The sequence below is a fragment of the Veronia pacifica genome, assembly GCF_001707825.1.
Lineage (GTDB): Bacteria > Pseudomonadota > Gammaproteobacteria > Enterobacterales > Vibrionaceae > Veronia > Veronia pacifica.
This window is the reverse complement of the sequence record NZ_LYBM01000010.1, coordinates 57,263-72,032: the sequence shown is the minus strand read 5'-3', so window position 1 is coordinate 72,032 and position 14,770 is coordinate 57,263. Positions and strand designations below refer to the sequence as shown.

Here is a 14,770-nt window from a genome sequence, read left to right as displayed (position 1 = left end):
AATATAGAACTATTTATTGTTGACCTTAAAATCGGTCAGCAAACCACTTTTATTGCGAAGAGCAGGTTAAATGAGCCTCGAACAAGTAGAACAAACTATGTTGCACCTGTCTGGTATCAGTCAGAGTCAAATAGAGCAGACTCTGGCCCATCTGACGGCCAGAGATATTGATTATGGCGACATCTATTTTCAATCATGTTGGCATGAATCACTGATCCTTGAGGATAGCATTATCAAGGATGGCTCATTTAACATCGATCGTGGCGTGGGTGTCAGGGCCATTACAGGTGAAAAAACTGGCTTTGCATACTCTGACCAGATAAACGCTGATGCGCTGATGCAAAGTGCAACGGCCGCCCGTGGTATTGCCGGTAAGGGTGGACAGGGGAAAGTGGCCGCTTTTGCCAGTGCTCAGTATCCTGCCATTTATGCTGCTGTTGATCCGTTAAAAAGCATGTCCAAGCAGGAAAAAATTGCTCTGCTGAAAGAAATCGATACTTATATCCGAGCCAAAGAGCCCCTGGTACAGGAAGTCTCTGTCAGCATCAGTGGCGTCTATGAGCAAGTGCTGGTTGCCGCAACTGATGGAACATATGCAGCGGATATCCGGCCGTTAGTTCGTCTGTCTATCAGTGTGCTGGTAGAGAAAGAGGGGAGGCGTGAACGCGGATCTTCCGGCGGCGGTGGTCGTTTTGGTTATGATTTCTTTACCGAGGAACGAGACGGTAAATCTGTCGCGCTGAACTATGCTGACGAAGCTGTTCGTCTGGCTCTGGTTAATCTCGTTGCTAAATCAGCACCAGCTGGCACTATGCCTGTGGTACTTGGTGCGGGTTGGCCAGGTGTTCTGCTGCATGAAGCAGTGGGACATGGCCTTGAGGGCGATTTTAACCGCAAAGAGTCTTCAGTGTTCAGTGGTCAGATTGGTGAACTTGTAACGTCTCCACTGTGTACCATTGTTGATGATGGCACCTTGAGCGACCGTCGTGGTTCGTTGAATATCGACGATGAAGGTATACCCGGGCAGTACAACGTGCTGATTGAAAAGGGTATTCTCAGGGGTTATATGCAGGATAAGCACAATGCCCATCTGATGGGCGTTGCTCCAACAGGTAATGGCCGCCGTGAATCGTACGCGCATCTTCCGATGCCGAGGATGACCAATACCTACATGCTGGCGGGCGAAAGTACGCCGGAATCCATTATCAGCAGTGTGGAAAATGGCCTTTATTCGCCGAGTCTTGGTGGTGGTCAGGTAGATATTACCTCAGGTAAATTTGTGTTCTCGACCAGTGAAGCTTACCTGATCGAAAATGGTGAGATCACGACGCCAGTGAAGGGCGCAACGCTGATAGGAAGTGGTATTGAAGCCATGCAGCAAGTCTCAATGGTAGGAAACGATCTTTCCCTCGATCGCGGCGTTGGCGTGTGTGGTAAGGCAGGACAGAGCGTCGCAGTCGGTGTAGGTCAGCCAACACTGAAACTGGATGCGATGACCATCGGCGGTACAGAGTAGTGAATTCAACTACTAAATAACAAAAAGCCAGCGAGATGCTGGCTTTTTTGTATCAGGCAAGGTCGTCGCCTTTGAGTTCCTTGAGATACTGAAAGATCTCGCGGTAAGCTTTTGGCGGCTTACTCTGGCTTTTCTCTTTGTTGGCCTGACGGGCTAACTGACGCAAATACTGACGCTCTGCATCAGGAAATTCTGCAATCACTTCATTGATCGCACTGTCACCCTTTTCGATGATACGATCGCGCAGTTGCTCAAGTTTGTGCATCTCAGCGGTCTGCTGCGAGTGCTTGTTATTCAGTTTGTCCAGCGCAGCCTGAATAGGCTCAGGATCGCGGTTACGCATCAGCTTACCGATAAATTGTAGCTGGCGACGTCTCGCTTCATTTTTAAAACGCTGAGCATCAGCAATCGCATCCCGAAGACTGTCATCAAGCGGAAATTTTTCTAGCACGGCTGGCTTGAGTTTCACCAACTCTTCACCCAGCTTTTGTAACTCTTCCATGTCGCGCTTCATCTCGGATTTACTGACCCAGATGATTTCCTCTTCTTCTTCCCACGGCTCGCGTTTGTTCTTACGGCTCATACTGTTTCCCGGGTTGATTGTCTCAATTCGCGGTTATTTTACCAAGATTGCCTCGGTTTGGTGGCGTTTTTTAAACATTGTCAGTAGCGGGAGTGTTATTCTTACAGGAACACAAATATGATAGTGACTTTTATGGACGCGAAACAACAGGTTGCTCAGCAGCGCACTGAGCTTGAGGCGGCAGTTAGCCGTGCACTTGAACTTGCAGGAAAAAAAGCCGATGCCGCTGAAGTGGCGATCACAAAAACGACAGGACTCAGCGTTTCCACTCGCATGTGTGAGGTTGAAAATGTCGAGTTTAACAGCGATGGAGCACTGGGAATCACAGTCTATCGCGGCCAGCGCAAGGGCAGTGCATCGACCTCAGATCTGACAGAGGAAGCGATCACTCAGACCGTTGAGGCTGCTCTTGATATCGCCAGTTACACGTCTGAAGATCCATTTGCGGGTCCTGCGCCAAAAGAGTTAATGGCGTGGGAGTATCCTGATCTTGATTTGTTTCATCCCGACGAGCCCGAGCCGGATCATGCTGCCAGTGTTGCTGTTGCAGCAGAAAAGGCAGCCCTTGAGCAGGATGCGCGGATAAAATTCAGCGATGGCGCGAGCTACGACAGCCATTATGGTGTCCGTGTTTACGCCAACAGCCATGGCATGATGGGAAGTTATGCCACCAGTCGTCATAGCATTAGCTGTGTTGCTATTGCAGAAGAAAACGGCGCGATGGAGCGTGATTACAGCTACACCGTTGCCCGTGATAAAGCTGATCTTTGGACACCTGAAAAAGTCGGTATTGAGGCAGCAACACGCACACTTGATAGACTCAACCCCCGTAAAATCAGTACATGCCAGGTACCTGTCATGTTGTCTGCGGATATTGCGACGGGTTTATTCGGTCATCTTGTTATGGCGATCAGTGGCTCAAACCTCTATCGCAAGTCATCATTTATGCTGGATAAGCTTGGTGAGCAAATCTTCCCAGATTGGCTTTCTATTCACGAACGTCCGCACTTACTTAAAGGCATGGCGAGTGCGCCCTTCGACAGTGAAGGTCTGATCACCCGAGATCTGGATATTATCAAATCGGGTCACCTCGAAACGTATCTGGCCACCAGTTATGCTGCCCGTAAATTAGGTATGCAGCCGACGGGGCATGCTGGTGGTATTCATAATTGGTTTGTATCTCACACGGGTCAGTCTTTTGAGCAGATGCTTAAAGAGCTGGGAACGGGCCTGCTAGTGACTGAACTGATGGGACAGGGTGCCAATGTCGTAACAGGTGATTACTCGCGTGGCGCATCGGGTTTCTGGGTTGAGAATGGTGAAATCCAATATCCGGTCAGTGAAATCACTATCGCAGGTAACCTGAGCGATATGTACAAAAATATTGTTGCCGTAGGTGCGGATACTGAGTTTCGTAGCCAGATTCAGACTGGCTCTGTTCTGATTGAGTCCATGAAAGTGGGCGGCGAATAAAAAGTGCCCAAACAGAATTGAGAGATTGTAAAAAGGCCTGCAAGCAGGCCTTTTTCACAGTCAGACGAGAAAGACGGTTGCTAGACCGAGAAAGACGGAAAGCCCTATCATATCGGTGACGGTAGTCAGTGCCATACCGCCAGCCAATGCCGGATCGATATTCATTTTTTTCAGCACGATGGGGATGATCACACCAGCCACACCTGCAACCAGTAGGTTGGTCAACATCGCTCCTGCGATAATGGCACCCAGTATCAGGTTCCCCTTCCACCACACGACGACACCACCAATGATACAGGCCCATGCGATACCGTTTAAGAGGCCAACCAGCGCCTCTTTGGTCAGTAGCCATCGGGTATTCGACTCACCAATATGACCCACGGCAAGGCCACGGATCACCAATGCGACGGTTTGGTTACCGGCGACACCGCCCATTGAAGGCACGATTGTCATTAACACGGCAATGGCTGCCATTTTATCTAACGTGCCTTCAAACAGGTTTGATACGGATGCCGCAGCGAGTGCAGCAAGCACATTGACACCAAGCCAGATACTGCGGCGGCGGGCTGATTTCCATACAGGGGCGAATGTATCCTCATCATCATCCATCCCGGCCATACTCATCATTGAGTGCTCCGCATCTTCACGGATGATATCCACCACATCATCAATGGTGATTCGGCCAACAAGATGATTGTTGTCATCAACAACAGGGGCTGATAACCAATCCCGGCGTTCAAACAGACTGGCCACATCGCTATCATCCATACCGACGGGGATCGCTTCATCAGGATCGTCCATAATCTCTAGGATCTCAGCGTCGGGTTGGGATGTAACCAGCGTGCTGATCGAGAGGTAACCAATGAGTGTACTGTTTTGATCCACCACATAGAGGGCATCAGTGCTCTCTGGCAATTCGCCGCGGATCCGCAAGTAACGGAGTACGACATCAACCGTCACATCAGAGCGGATCGTAACGACATCAGTACTCATTATGCCGCCAGCAGTCCCCTCTGGGTAAGCCAGTGCTTCTTGAACACGGGTTCTGTCCTGTGCATCCATCTGGGCAAGAACATCTCGGGAGACTCCGCGCGGGAGGCTTCGGAAAAGATAAGCAATATCATCGCTTTCCATTCCTTCTGCAGCAGCAGCAACCTGTTCCGGATCCATTTGGATCACAATGCCATCTTTGACATCTTCTGACAGTTCTTCGAGGATCTCACCCTGCATTTCCGGGTCGGTCAGTTGCCAGAGGACTTGGCGGCCTTTCGGAGGAGAGGCTTCGAGCAGATATGCAATATCCTCAGGCTCCATGTCTTCGAGTGTTCGCCGAACATGGACAAACATGCCGTTTTCAAGCGCCTTGTTGACGTCTTGTAAGATCTGATGGGTATTATTAGGGCGATCGTTTTCGTATTGTTCTGACATATGACTACCCACTTAACGGCTGAAGCAAATTCGCAATGGTCTGAATTCTAACGCAATCAATTGATGCTGTCTGTCGGCAAATGACTTATCCATGGGAATACATCAGGCGGGTTAGTTTTCTTCGTCAAACCCCGCTTCGATAAGCTGTGTGATGGCCTCAAACGCTTCTCTGGCTTGTGGGCCATCAGCAGATACGCATATTTGTTCACCTTTGCTGGACTCCAGCATCAACAGTCCCATGACACTGTCCGCCGTTGCTGATTTTTGGCCCTTTGTCAAATTAACCGTCGCATCAAAGCTTTGAGATAATTCTACCAGTTTCATGGCTGCCCGAGCATGAAGGCCCAAACGATTCTTGATCAACACATACTTGCTGAAGCTTGTCATTGTTGCTTCTCCAGAGTCCGGTGTCGAATTTGTACCTGTTGGCCTGTGCTTTGGAAGTAGTCAGCCAGATGTTGGGCGATATAGACAGATCGGTGCTGCCCGCCAGTACAGCCAATTGCAACGGTGAGATAGCTACGGTTGTTATTTTCGAGTGCCGGTAGCCAGAATTCGAGGAAGCCCTTTATTTGTGCAATCAGCATACTGACCTCTGATTGGGCTGATAAATACAGCTTTACAGGTTCATCCAGCCCAGTAAGAGGTCTAAGGGACGGCTCCCAATGCGGGTTGGGCAGGAAACGGACATCGTAGACAAAATCAGCGTCGCTTGGCAGACCATGTTTAAAACCAAAAGACTCGAAAACTATCACCAGATCTTTGGAGCTTCTTCCCAGGATAAGGTTCCTGACTGATTCGCTTAGGTTGTGCACCGAATGACCAGTGCTATCGATAACACGGTCAGCTCTCTCTTTCAGCGGCAATAACAATTCTTTCTCGCGAACGATTGATTGCTCAAGGGTCAGATTTTCTTTTGACAGCGGATGAAGACGACGTGTCTCACTGAATCGTTTAATCAGTTCTTTGTTTTCTGCATCGAGAAAAAAGACATCTATGTCGAGATCATCAGGAAGTTGAGCTAGAACACGAGTGATCTCGGCTGGGTCGGCGGGCATATTTCGAATATCGATACTGACCGCAACCTTATTATTTCCGGTTGGTTGAGTGGAGATAAATTGTGGCAAGAGCACAACAGGGAGATTATCAACGCAATAATAGCCCAGATCCTCAAGTACTCTCAGTGCGACGGATTTTCCTGCACCCGAGCAGCCACTGACAATCTTCAACTCCATGTCTTTTTCCTTTTTATTTTATTGAGTGATGATCCTGTAGAGCTCCAGATCAGATGACGCGCAGCGAAGCTGGCGGGTAAGGGCTTTGTCGCTGAATTTTTTCGCTAAGAGTGACAATGTTGCCAGATGAACCTTGCATAAATCGTCGGGAACAAAAAGAGCAAAAAGCAGATCGACGGGTTGATTGTCGACAGCATCAAATTTTACAGGTTCGGCACATTGGACAAAGACGCCCACCGCTCGGTCACTGTTATATATACGACCATGAGGGATCGCAATACCACCGCCTATACCTGTTGTTCCCATTTTTTCTCGGTTGAGAAGGCATTCAAAAAGCTCTTTCGGTTCTTCGCTGAGTTCCTTGGCTGCCAACTCACTAATGAGTTCCAATACTCGCTTCTTACTCGAACAAAGGACTGCACTTTTGGTGCAGTCCAATGTTAAAACATCTTTTATATCCATGCTTCAGTGGCTGTTTAATTTATTTTTGTGTTTGTTGAGCTGTTTGACCAGTTTGTCTGTCAGCGCATCGATAGCAGCGTACATGTCTTCAGAGTTTGCTCGGGCGTGGATTTCACCGTTATTCACATGCAAGGTCGCTTCGGCGATCTGTTGAATTTTTTCTACATTTAGCACAACGTGGACGTTGTTGATGCGATCAAAGAAACGCTCCAACTTGTCAAACTTCGTTGTGACATAGTCTCGCATTGATGGAGTGATATCAACATGGTGACCGGTGAGATTAATTTGCATAAACATCTTCCTTCTGTTGATAGGCCTGAGATTAAATCAGGCGCTTACGCTGATTTGACGGAGCAATACCCAGTGATTCGCGATATTTTGCAATAGTGCGTCTCGCGACCTGTATTCCTTGTTCCGCCAATAATGTCGCTATCTTGCTGTCGCTCAGTGGTTTAGCTTGATTCTCTGCGGCGACAAGCTTCTTGACCAGTGCGCGAATAGCGGTAGAGCTACACTCCCCACCGTTATCAGTACTGACATGACTGGAGAAGAAAAATTTAAGTTCGAAAATACCACGAGGGGTGTGCATAAATTTCTGCGTCGTCACCCGTGAAATTGTTGATTCATGCATATCGACTGCGAGGGCAATATCATTAAGCACCATTGGCTTCATTGCTTCCTCACCATATTCAAAAAAGTCCTGTTGATGTTCAACGATACACCGTGCCACTTTGAGTAAAGTATCGTTTCGACTCTCAAGACTCTTTATCAACCATTTTGCATCTTGCAGGTGGCTTCTAATGAACTGACTATCAGCAGGGCTACAGCCATTTTTAGACAGAGCGGCATATTGCTGATTAACCTTTAATCTTGGCACACTGTCCGGATTGATTTGTACCACCCATTTCCCACGGTCTTTAAATACCAACACGTCTGGAATGACATACTCAGCTTCATTGGTGACAATGAGATTACCCGGTCTGGGCTCAAGGCTATGAATCAGGTTCATTACCTCTTTCAGTTCCGGCTCTTTCAGACGGGTTTCTTTCATGATCTGACGATAGTCACGATTGGCGAGAAGGTTCATATGCTCGGTCAAGACAAGACGGGCCTCGCCAAGCCACGGAGTGTCTTCCGCAAACGCCGCAAGTTGAATCATCAAGCACTCTTGTAACGACCTTGATGCCACACCAAGTGGGTCGAACTGTTGAACCCGCTTTAATACCGCCTCAACCTCATCAAGCTCTATCTCACTGTTTCCCATACTATCGAGAATTTCATCGGCAGAAATGGTGAGATAACCCTTATCATCAACGCCATCGATAATAGCGGTCGCGATGGCAAGGTCGGTATCAGAAAACGGTGTCAGTTGCAGTTGCCACTCAAGATAATTTTGCAGAGATTCTGTGGTTTCACCCTGATAAACAGGTGCATCATCACTGACGGAGACGCCAGTATTACCTGAACTGGCGGTGTAGACATCGTCCCATGTGGTGTCTACCGGAAGGTCTTCCGGCATCTCGTCTTTGCCCATAGCATCGGAGCTATCAAGGTTGTCTGAAACCTCTTTGACTTTTTCAGAGGAAAGCTCTTCAAGACTGTCTTCTAAGTCTGTGTGTTCATCTTGTTCCAGCAACGGATTGGCATCAAGGGCTTCCTGGATTTCCTGTTGTAGATCCAGTGTCGACAACTGCAGAAGACGAATCGCCTGTTGCAGTTGCGGCGTCATTGCTAATTGTTGGCCAAGCTTTAATTGAAGCGTGGGTTTCATAGTAATAGTGGCACCTTTTTACAATCTCACCGCCGGAAGCGGGTTGAGATAGCCCTTGCCAGTCTCTCTTAACTATAGTCTGAACTGGTCGCCAAGATAGACACGCTTGACATGCTCATCATTAAGCACGTCTTCCGGCGTTCCGTTTGCGATTAAATGACCCTGACTCACGATATATGCATGCTCGCATACGCTCAGTGTCTCTCGCACATTGTGGTCAGTTATTAATACACCTAGACCTCTGTCACGTAAATGTTCAATGATTTTCTTTATGTCTATCACTGAAATGGGATCGACTCCCGCAAATGGTTCATCCAAAAGAATGAATTTTGGGTTTGCTGCCAGTGCTCGCGCAATTTCTACTCGGCGACGTTCACCACCCGATAGTGCCATACCCATGCTGTTACGTATGTGCTGTATATTAAACTCTTCGAGCAAATCTTCGGCTTTGTCTTGCCTTTGTTCTTTGGTCAGATCGCTTCTGGTCTGAAGTACCGCCATCAAGTTGTCGTAGACACTCAGCTTTCGGAATATAGATGCTTCCTGAGGCAGATAACCAATACCCATCCTTGAGCGGTTGTGCATGGGTTGGATGCTGATATCTTCGCCATCAATTGCAATGACACCCTCATCGCGGGCGACCAAGCCAACAATCATGTAAAACGACGTCGTTTTCCCAGCGCCATTAGGACCAAGCAAGCCAACGATTTGCCCTGATTTCACTTCAAGGCTAACATTTGTTACAACCTTGCGCCCACTATAGGTTTTAGCGAGGTTTTTTGCAGATAATACGGCCATTTATTGGATCACTTCTTGGAGCTGGATTGCGGGGGTAGTGTGGTTGTTGAACGGCCAGCCGAAACCTGTTCTTTGGCAATGTCGTAGATGATGACATCACTTTCGACCTGACTACCGCCCTGATGCTCAACTAGTGCATCATCATTGAGTTTCAACATACCTTTTGACACATCATAGTGCAGTTTTTTCGCCCGTCCGTTAACTTTTTGGCCATCGTCTAGCGTCAGCTCAAACTTAACAGGCTCGCCAAATGCATCAATAAATTCATATTTTTTTCCAGCGTCAACGCTGTCACCTGTTACTCTTTGAGCGTTTACTTTGTCAGCAAACAATCGGATGGTGCCCTGTTTGATATACACTTGGTCATTAAAAACGGCCAGCCCGGTTTTCAAATCCAAGAACTGACTGTCAGCGTCAATCAGAATCGGCTGTTGCATGTCGGTACTTTTTGCTACTGCTGACTGCGCACCTAAAAGCAAAATAAGGCTAAAGGCTACTGAGTATATTCGGTTCATATCTGCTCTTTACTGTTCCTGTCAGATCCATTTTGTAGGATCCAAAATTACCCTTGGCGCGCTTTGCGCTGGTCTGAAACCCTTCTCCGGTGATCTCGATATCTGAGTCAGACCAAAAATCCTGACTGGTGAGATCCAGTGTCAGTGTTTCAGTGGATATGGTTTTTATACTTGATTCCGGCAGAAGGTTAAAAATTCTGACTCTGCCTTTCATTTCAAGAATGTTTTTGTCTTTGAGCACTGCAAAGTTTGCACTTATACGCCATTCTTCGTCGTCCCCATCTTTAAATGTCCACAGCACGGGCTCATTAAAATGGGTCTCGCCAAGCTTGCTGTAATACTCCAATGATGTCGATTTTATGGAGTAACTTCGCTTACCAGCAGTATCATAACTCGTTGATTTTACATTTTCTCCAGCAAAAAGAGGTTTTTCGGCGTCAGGCTCGATTTGCTCGTCTTGCTGAGCGTAATGCACGCCATAGAGGTAGTACCCCAACCAACTCGCCACAATCAACAGAACTAGCGTCGCAAAACGCTGGAATGTCATATGCTAAGCCCTTTGTGTTGTTCTATCTCTCCTCGTGCTTCCAGTATCAAGTCGCAGAGTTCACGAACAGCACCGTATCCTCCCGGTGTTCGGGTTACCCAGTCAGCTTTTTGCGCCAGCAGTGGGTGCCCATCTTTAACACAAACAGATAAACCGACTTGCTTCATGACTTCCCAATCAATCAGGTCGTCGCCAATATACGCGGTCTGTTCCGCAGGAACTGCTAATTCGCTCAACAATAACTGATAAGCCTTGTCCTTATCGTCTTGACCCTGATAAATGTTGTTTATACCCAAGGCTTTCATTCTGCGGGCGACAATGTCTGACTGCCTGCCTGTGATGACTGCAACCTCAATACCTGCGCTCATTATCGTTTTCACACCATAACCATCACGAGTATGGAAAGCTTTTAACTCTTCACCATCATTACCGAGATAAATACGACCATCTGAGAAGACGCCATCAACATCGCAGATTAACAGGCGGATTTTTTGTGCTTTCAGAAAAATATCCTCAGGGACGGAACCATAGAGAGTGTCTTTCTGTTGTTTTTTATTCGTGCTCATTACATTACCCCGGCTTTAACCAGGCCATAAAGGTTAAGTGCGCCGATCAGTGTGTTATTTTCAACAACCAAAAGGCCATTTATCTGTTTGTCTTCCATTAATTTGAGGCCTTCAGCCGCTAACATATCTTTGGAGACTGTTGTGGGTGTTTTGCCCATCACCTCACCGATGCTGGTGTGATGAAGATCGATTTTTCGCTCAATGAGCCGACGCAGGTCCCCGTCAGTAAAAATACCCAGCAGTTGCTTCTGGTCGTCCACGATACCAGTCATCCCAAGGCATTTTCGGGTCATTTCCATCAAGGCTTCTGTGACAGTCGCATTTTCCCTGACCATTGGCAATGCCTCTCCTGTGTGCATGACATCTGAGATATGAAGCAGAAGCTTGCGGCCAAGTGCTCCTCCCGGATGAGAGAGGGCAAAATCGTCAGCGGTAAAACCTCTGGCTTCCATTAACGCCACAGCCAGTGCATCTCCCATCACCAGTGTCGCGGTGGTGCTGGCTGTCGGTGCCAGACCTATAGGGCAAGCCTCTTTGTTGACTCTGATACATAGGTGCACCTGTGCCAGTCTCGCCATCGTGGAGGCTGGATTTCCGGTCACTGAAATAAGCGTGATGCCTCGTCGTTTGACGACAGGCAGCAGGGTCAGAATTTCGGAGGCTTCGCCTGAGTTGGAAATTGCCAGTAAGACATCACCTTCCTCAATCATACCAAGATCGCCATGACTGGCTTCACCTGGGTGGACGAAAAATGCAGGTGTGCCCGTGCTTGCGAGTGTGGCAGCGATTTTGTTACCAATGTGGCCTGATTTTCCCATGCCCATCACCACAACTTTGCCCTTACCATTCAAGATGGTATTGCAGGCTTCGCTGAATGAGCTGTCGATGTAGTGCTCAAGCTGTTTTATTGCCTCAAGCTCTGTCGTGATAACGGCTTTACCGGCTTTTTCAAAATCAAACGTGTCCACACTGCTACCCCTTTACTGCGCAATATTAAAGAAAAGATAGCCTTGATAGCCAATAAAACAGGCCAGTAAAAAGAGACCTTGGAGTCTGCCAATCTTTCTGCCTTTTCCGACGGCAAAAATAAACAGAATGACTGTCAGAGCCATCATGACAACATAATCTCTGTCCATCGCGGAAGGGTCAATCATTGACGGATTGAGTAGCCCTGGGATCCCCATAACTGCAAGAATATTGAAGATATTAGAGCCGATAATATTACCAACCGCGAGATCATCTTCACCTTTCAATACACCCGCGATAGAAGCTGCCAGTTCAGGGAGGCTGGTACCAACAGCGACGATTGTCAGTCCAATCACGAGATCGCTCATACCGAATGCTTTAGCAATGACAGTCGCTCCTTCGACGACCATAGATGCGCTACCGATCAGGAGTATCAAGCCAATGACTATCCAGAAGGTGGCTTTCATGCTTGGTACACCATCCGGTATTTCTGCTTCCTGTTCTGCAAGCGCCGGATCAGACTCACCACTGGCTCTGCCAATGTTCATCATCGCAATCAGGAAAACGATAAACATGCCTGCTAGAATCACGCCTTCATGGAAAGCCAGCTCAAGGTCCCAGAGGACAGCACCGGCAATAAGGCTGATAACCAGCAGCAGTGGCAATTCTCTGCGCACGATGTCCGAACTGATGAGTAACGGCTTGATTAATGCTGTCATCCCCAGAATGAGTGCAATGTTAGCGATATTGGAGCCGATAACATTCCCTACCGCAGTATTGGTCTTGTCATTCAACGCCGCCGTTGCTGAGACAACCATTTCTGGCGCTGAACTACCCATCGCTAAAATGGTCATACCAATCACAAGTGGTGAAATACCGACATTACGTGCCAGAGCGGCGGCACCAAAAACCAGCCTGTCAGCACTCCATACTAACAACGCCAAGCCAACGACGAGTAGGGCTGTCGCTTCAATCATTCATGTTCCTTTATTAATCCGGGGACTCGAAAGCAGCAATTTTGACGGGTAATCGGTTAAATGTGAAGAAAAAGCGATAATGGAACCACTTTTGAATCAGACTTTCAGTCGCAAGATGGCTAAAAATAAAGGGGATTGCTGGCCTGCGACTCTACTCAATATTGTATAGAGTCCTCATTAATAGTGAGTGATGAAAATTCGATGTAAATTTTTGGAGAGTTAGTCAAGGGGTGGGTGCAGTGTAAACGGCAAAATTTAAAATCAATTAGATAGCATGATTGCCAGAGAGTATAGTGAGGCATTACTATCACTGGCTAATTTATTTTTCAGTATTTGGTCAGGAAACGACCTGTTATGAATTCGGATTACTTGGTTGAAATAAGCGGATTGACATTCTCTCGTGGTGAGAGGCAAATTTTTGACGATGTCTCGCTTAAAGTTCCCAAAGGAAAAGTGACCGCGATCATGGGACCATCTGGTATCGGTAAAACGACGTTGCTCAAGCTTATGGCAGGGCAGCTGCAACCGGAAAAAGGTGAGATCAGGTTCGGTGGTCATGACATACCAACGCTGGGCCGAAAGAAGCTCTATGAGGTCCGTAAACGGATGAGTATGCTCTTTCAGTCTGGCGCACTGTTTACAGATATGACGGTTTTCGACAATGTGGCCTTTCCTCTGAGAGAACACACAGACCTGCCAGAATCTTTGATAAGAACCATTGTCTTGTTAAAGCTGGAAGCCGTTGGTCTGCGCGGTGCATCTGAACTGATGCCGAGCAGTTTGTCTGGCGGTATGGCTCGTAGGGCAGCATTGGCTCGGGCGATTGCTCTTGACCCTGAGCTAATCATGTACGACGAACCATTTGCTGGACAGGACCCTATCACCATGGGGGTACTGGTAAGTCTTATTCGCAACCTGAATCAGGCGCTAGGACTGACCTCTGTCGTAGTTTCTCATGATGTTACTGAAGTCATGGGTATTGCTGACTACGTCTATATTCTGGTCAACGGTAAGATTCTGGCATCAGGTTCACCGCAGTCGTTGCGCGATAACCCAGATCCTCAGATCCTTCAGTTTCTCAATGGTGTCGCTGACGGTCCAGTGCCATTCCGCTACCCATCAATGGCTTTAGACAAGGAGCTCTTTTCTTCATGATAAGAATGATTCAGGAGTTCGGTGCGCGGACGATGTCAGTTGCGCAGACAATGGGGCGTGCAACCTTCATTTTGTTGGGAGCGATAGTTGGCAAACCGCAGCCCAAAAAAATGTTTCCTCTTCTGGTGACGCAGCTCAATGCTATTGGCGTAAGGTCGTTAGCGATTATTGTGGTGTCCGGCCTGTTCATAGGGATGGTGCTTAGTCTTCAGGGATATCTCGTTTTGACTGGCTTCGGAGCGGAAACCAGTCTTGGTCAAATGGTTGCGCTGTCTTTGTTACGTGAGCTTGGCCCTGTTGTGACAGCTCTGCTGTTTGCTGGTCGAGCTGGCTCAGCGTTGACCGCTGAAATCGGTTTGATGAAAGCAACTGAGCAGCTATCCAGCCTGGAAATGATGGCGGTCGATCCTCTCCGGCGTGTGATTGCACCCAGGTTCTGGGCGGGGGTGATCTCTATGCCATTACTCGCGATGATTTTTATCGCCGTGGGAATTTGGGGCGGGCAACTGGTCGGTGTCGACTGGAAGGGCATTGACTATGGCAGCTTCTGGGCCTTGATGCAGTCGTCAGTCGATTTAGGTTATGACATCGGTAATTCATTGATCAAATGTGTGGCTTTTGCCATTACAGTCACTTGGATTGCACTCTTCAATGGTTATGACGCAGTGCCAACATCTGAGGGGATCAGTCAGGCAACCACACGCACCGTTGTGCACTCATCTTTAGCAGTATTAGGTCTGGACTTTGTCCTTACCGCCTTGATGTTTGGGAGTTAAAA

Annotated in this window: 17 protein-coding genes; 4 read left to right on the top strand and 13 right to left on the bottom strand. The window is 47.9% G+C overall.

Annotated features, from left to right (window positions below):
• Nucleotides 1-70: 70 nt before the first annotated feature.
• Nucleotides 71-1,516 (top strand): metalloprotease TldD, encoded by a 1,446-nt coding sequence (gene tldD / locus A8L45_RS07585; protein ID WP_068900848.1) that lies wholly within the window; start codon nucleotides 71-73, stop codon nucleotides 1,514-1,516.
• Nucleotides 1,517-1,568: 52 nt separating this feature from the next.
• Here the strand turns inward: tldD and yjgA are convergent, their stop codons facing one another.
• Nucleotides 1,569-2,099: a ribosome biogenesis factor YjgA gene (yjgA, locus tag A8L45_RS07580; protein ID WP_068900846.1), complete on the bottom strand. Its 531-nt coding sequence runs from the start codon at nucleotides 2,097-2,099 to the stop codon at nucleotides 1,569-1,571.
• Nucleotides 2,100-2,231: 132 nt separating this feature from the next.
• Between yjgA and pmbA the strand changes: the two genes are divergently transcribed.
• Nucleotides 2,232-3,572, top strand: a complete 1,341-nt coding sequence (pmbA, locus tag A8L45_RS07575) for a metalloprotease PmbA (protein ID WP_068900927.1) — start codon at nucleotides 2,232-2,234, stop codon at nucleotides 3,570-3,572.
• A 60-nt stretch (nucleotides 3,573-3,632) separates the two neighbouring features.
• Here the strand turns inward: pmbA and mgtE are convergent, their stop codons facing one another.
• The 12 genes from mgtE to A8L45_RS07515 form a co-directional block, all read right to left on the bottom strand.
• On the bottom strand, nucleotides 3,633-5,000 hold the full coding sequence (gene mgtE, locus A8L45_RS07570) for a magnesium transporter (RefSeq protein WP_068900844.1): 1,368 nt from the start codon (nucleotides 4,998-5,000) through the stop codon (nucleotides 3,633-3,635).
• A gap of 111 nt (nucleotides 5,001-5,111) precedes the next feature.
• A complete protein-coding gene (locus tag A8L45_RS07565; RefSeq protein ID WP_068900842.1) occupies nucleotides 5,112-5,387 on the bottom strand; it encodes an HPr family phosphocarrier protein in 276 nt (91 codons plus the stop codon).
• Nucleotides 5,384-6,235, bottom strand: coding sequence for an RNase adapter RapZ (gene rapZ / locus A8L45_RS07560; RefSeq protein WP_068900840.1), 852 nt, complete (start codon nucleotides 6,233-6,235; stop codon nucleotides 5,384-5,386). The genes A8L45_RS07565 and rapZ overlap by 4 nt, the downstream gene beginning before the upstream one ends.
• 18 nt (nucleotides 6,236-6,253) lie before the next feature.
• Nucleotides 6,254-6,697 (bottom strand): PTS IIA-like nitrogen regulatory protein PtsN, encoded by a 444-nt coding sequence (gene ptsN, locus A8L45_RS07555; RefSeq protein ID WP_068900838.1) that lies wholly within the window; start codon nucleotides 6,695-6,697, stop codon nucleotides 6,254-6,256.
• A gap of 3 nt (nucleotides 6,698-6,700) precedes the next feature.
• Nucleotides 6,701-6,988 carry a ribosome hibernation promoting factor gene (gene hpf, locus A8L45_RS07550; protein WP_068900836.1) on the bottom strand — a complete coding sequence of 96 codons (288 nt, stop codon included), beginning with the start codon at nucleotides 6,986-6,988 and terminating at the stop codon, nucleotides 6,701-6,703.
• A 31-nt stretch (nucleotides 6,989-7,019) separates the two neighbouring features.
• Nucleotides 7,020-8,468, bottom strand: a complete 1,449-nt coding sequence (locus tag A8L45_RS07545) for an RNA polymerase factor sigma-54 (RefSeq protein ID WP_068900834.1) — start codon at nucleotides 8,466-8,468, stop codon at nucleotides 7,020-7,022.
• Between the two features lie 72 nt (nucleotides 8,469-8,540).
• Nucleotides 8,541-9,266, bottom strand: a complete 726-nt coding sequence (lptB, locus tag A8L45_RS07540) for an LPS export ABC transporter ATP-binding protein (RefSeq protein ID WP_068900832.1) — start codon at nucleotides 9,264-9,266, stop codon at nucleotides 8,541-8,543.
• Nucleotides 9,267-9,274: 8 nt separating this feature from the next.
• Nucleotides 9,275-9,781, bottom strand: coding sequence for a lipopolysaccharide transport periplasmic protein LptA (lptA, locus tag A8L45_RS07535; protein ID WP_068900830.1), 507 nt, complete (start codon nucleotides 9,779-9,781; stop codon nucleotides 9,275-9,277).
• On the bottom strand, nucleotides 9,753-10,328 hold the full coding sequence (gene lptC / locus A8L45_RS07530) for an LPS export ABC transporter periplasmic protein LptC (RefSeq protein WP_068900828.1): 576 nt from the start codon (nucleotides 10,326-10,328) through the stop codon (nucleotides 9,753-9,755). The genes lptA and lptC overlap by 29 nt, the downstream gene beginning before the upstream one ends.
• On the bottom strand, nucleotides 10,325-10,894 hold the full coding sequence (gene kdsC / locus A8L45_RS07525) for a 3-deoxy-manno-octulosonate-8-phosphatase KdsC (RefSeq protein WP_068900826.1): 570 nt from the start codon (nucleotides 10,892-10,894) through the stop codon (nucleotides 10,325-10,327). Before kdsC ends, lptC begins: the two co-directional genes overlap by 4 nt.
• Nucleotides 10,894-11,862: a KpsF/GutQ family sugar-phosphate isomerase gene (locus tag A8L45_RS07520; protein ID WP_068900824.1), complete on the bottom strand. Its 969-nt coding sequence runs from the start codon at nucleotides 11,860-11,862 to the stop codon at nucleotides 10,894-10,896. Before A8L45_RS07520 ends, kdsC begins: the two co-directional genes overlap by 1 nt.
• A 12-nt stretch (nucleotides 11,863-11,874) precedes the next feature.
• Nucleotides 11,875-12,837, bottom strand: coding sequence for a calcium/sodium antiporter (locus tag A8L45_RS07515; protein WP_068900821.1), 963 nt, complete (start codon nucleotides 12,835-12,837; stop codon nucleotides 11,875-11,877).
• Nucleotides 12,838-13,191: 354 nt separating this feature from the next.
• Between A8L45_RS07515 and mlaF the strand changes: the two genes are divergently transcribed.
• Both mlaF and mlaE read left to right on the top strand, forming a co-directional pair.
• Nucleotides 13,192-13,992 carry a phospholipid ABC transporter ATP-binding protein MlaF gene (gene mlaF, locus A8L45_RS07510; protein WP_068900818.1) on the top strand — a complete coding sequence of 267 codons (801 nt, stop codon included), beginning with the start codon at nucleotides 13,192-13,194 and terminating at the stop codon, nucleotides 13,990-13,992.
• Complete coding sequence (gene mlaE / locus A8L45_RS07505) at nucleotides 13,989-14,768, top strand: lipid asymmetry maintenance ABC transporter permease subunit MlaE (RefSeq protein ID WP_068900815.1); 780 nt, start codon at nucleotides 13,989-13,991, stop codon at nucleotides 14,766-14,768. The genes mlaF and mlaE overlap by 4 nt, the downstream gene beginning before the upstream one ends.
• Nucleotides 14,769-14,770: the final 2 nt, after the last annotated feature.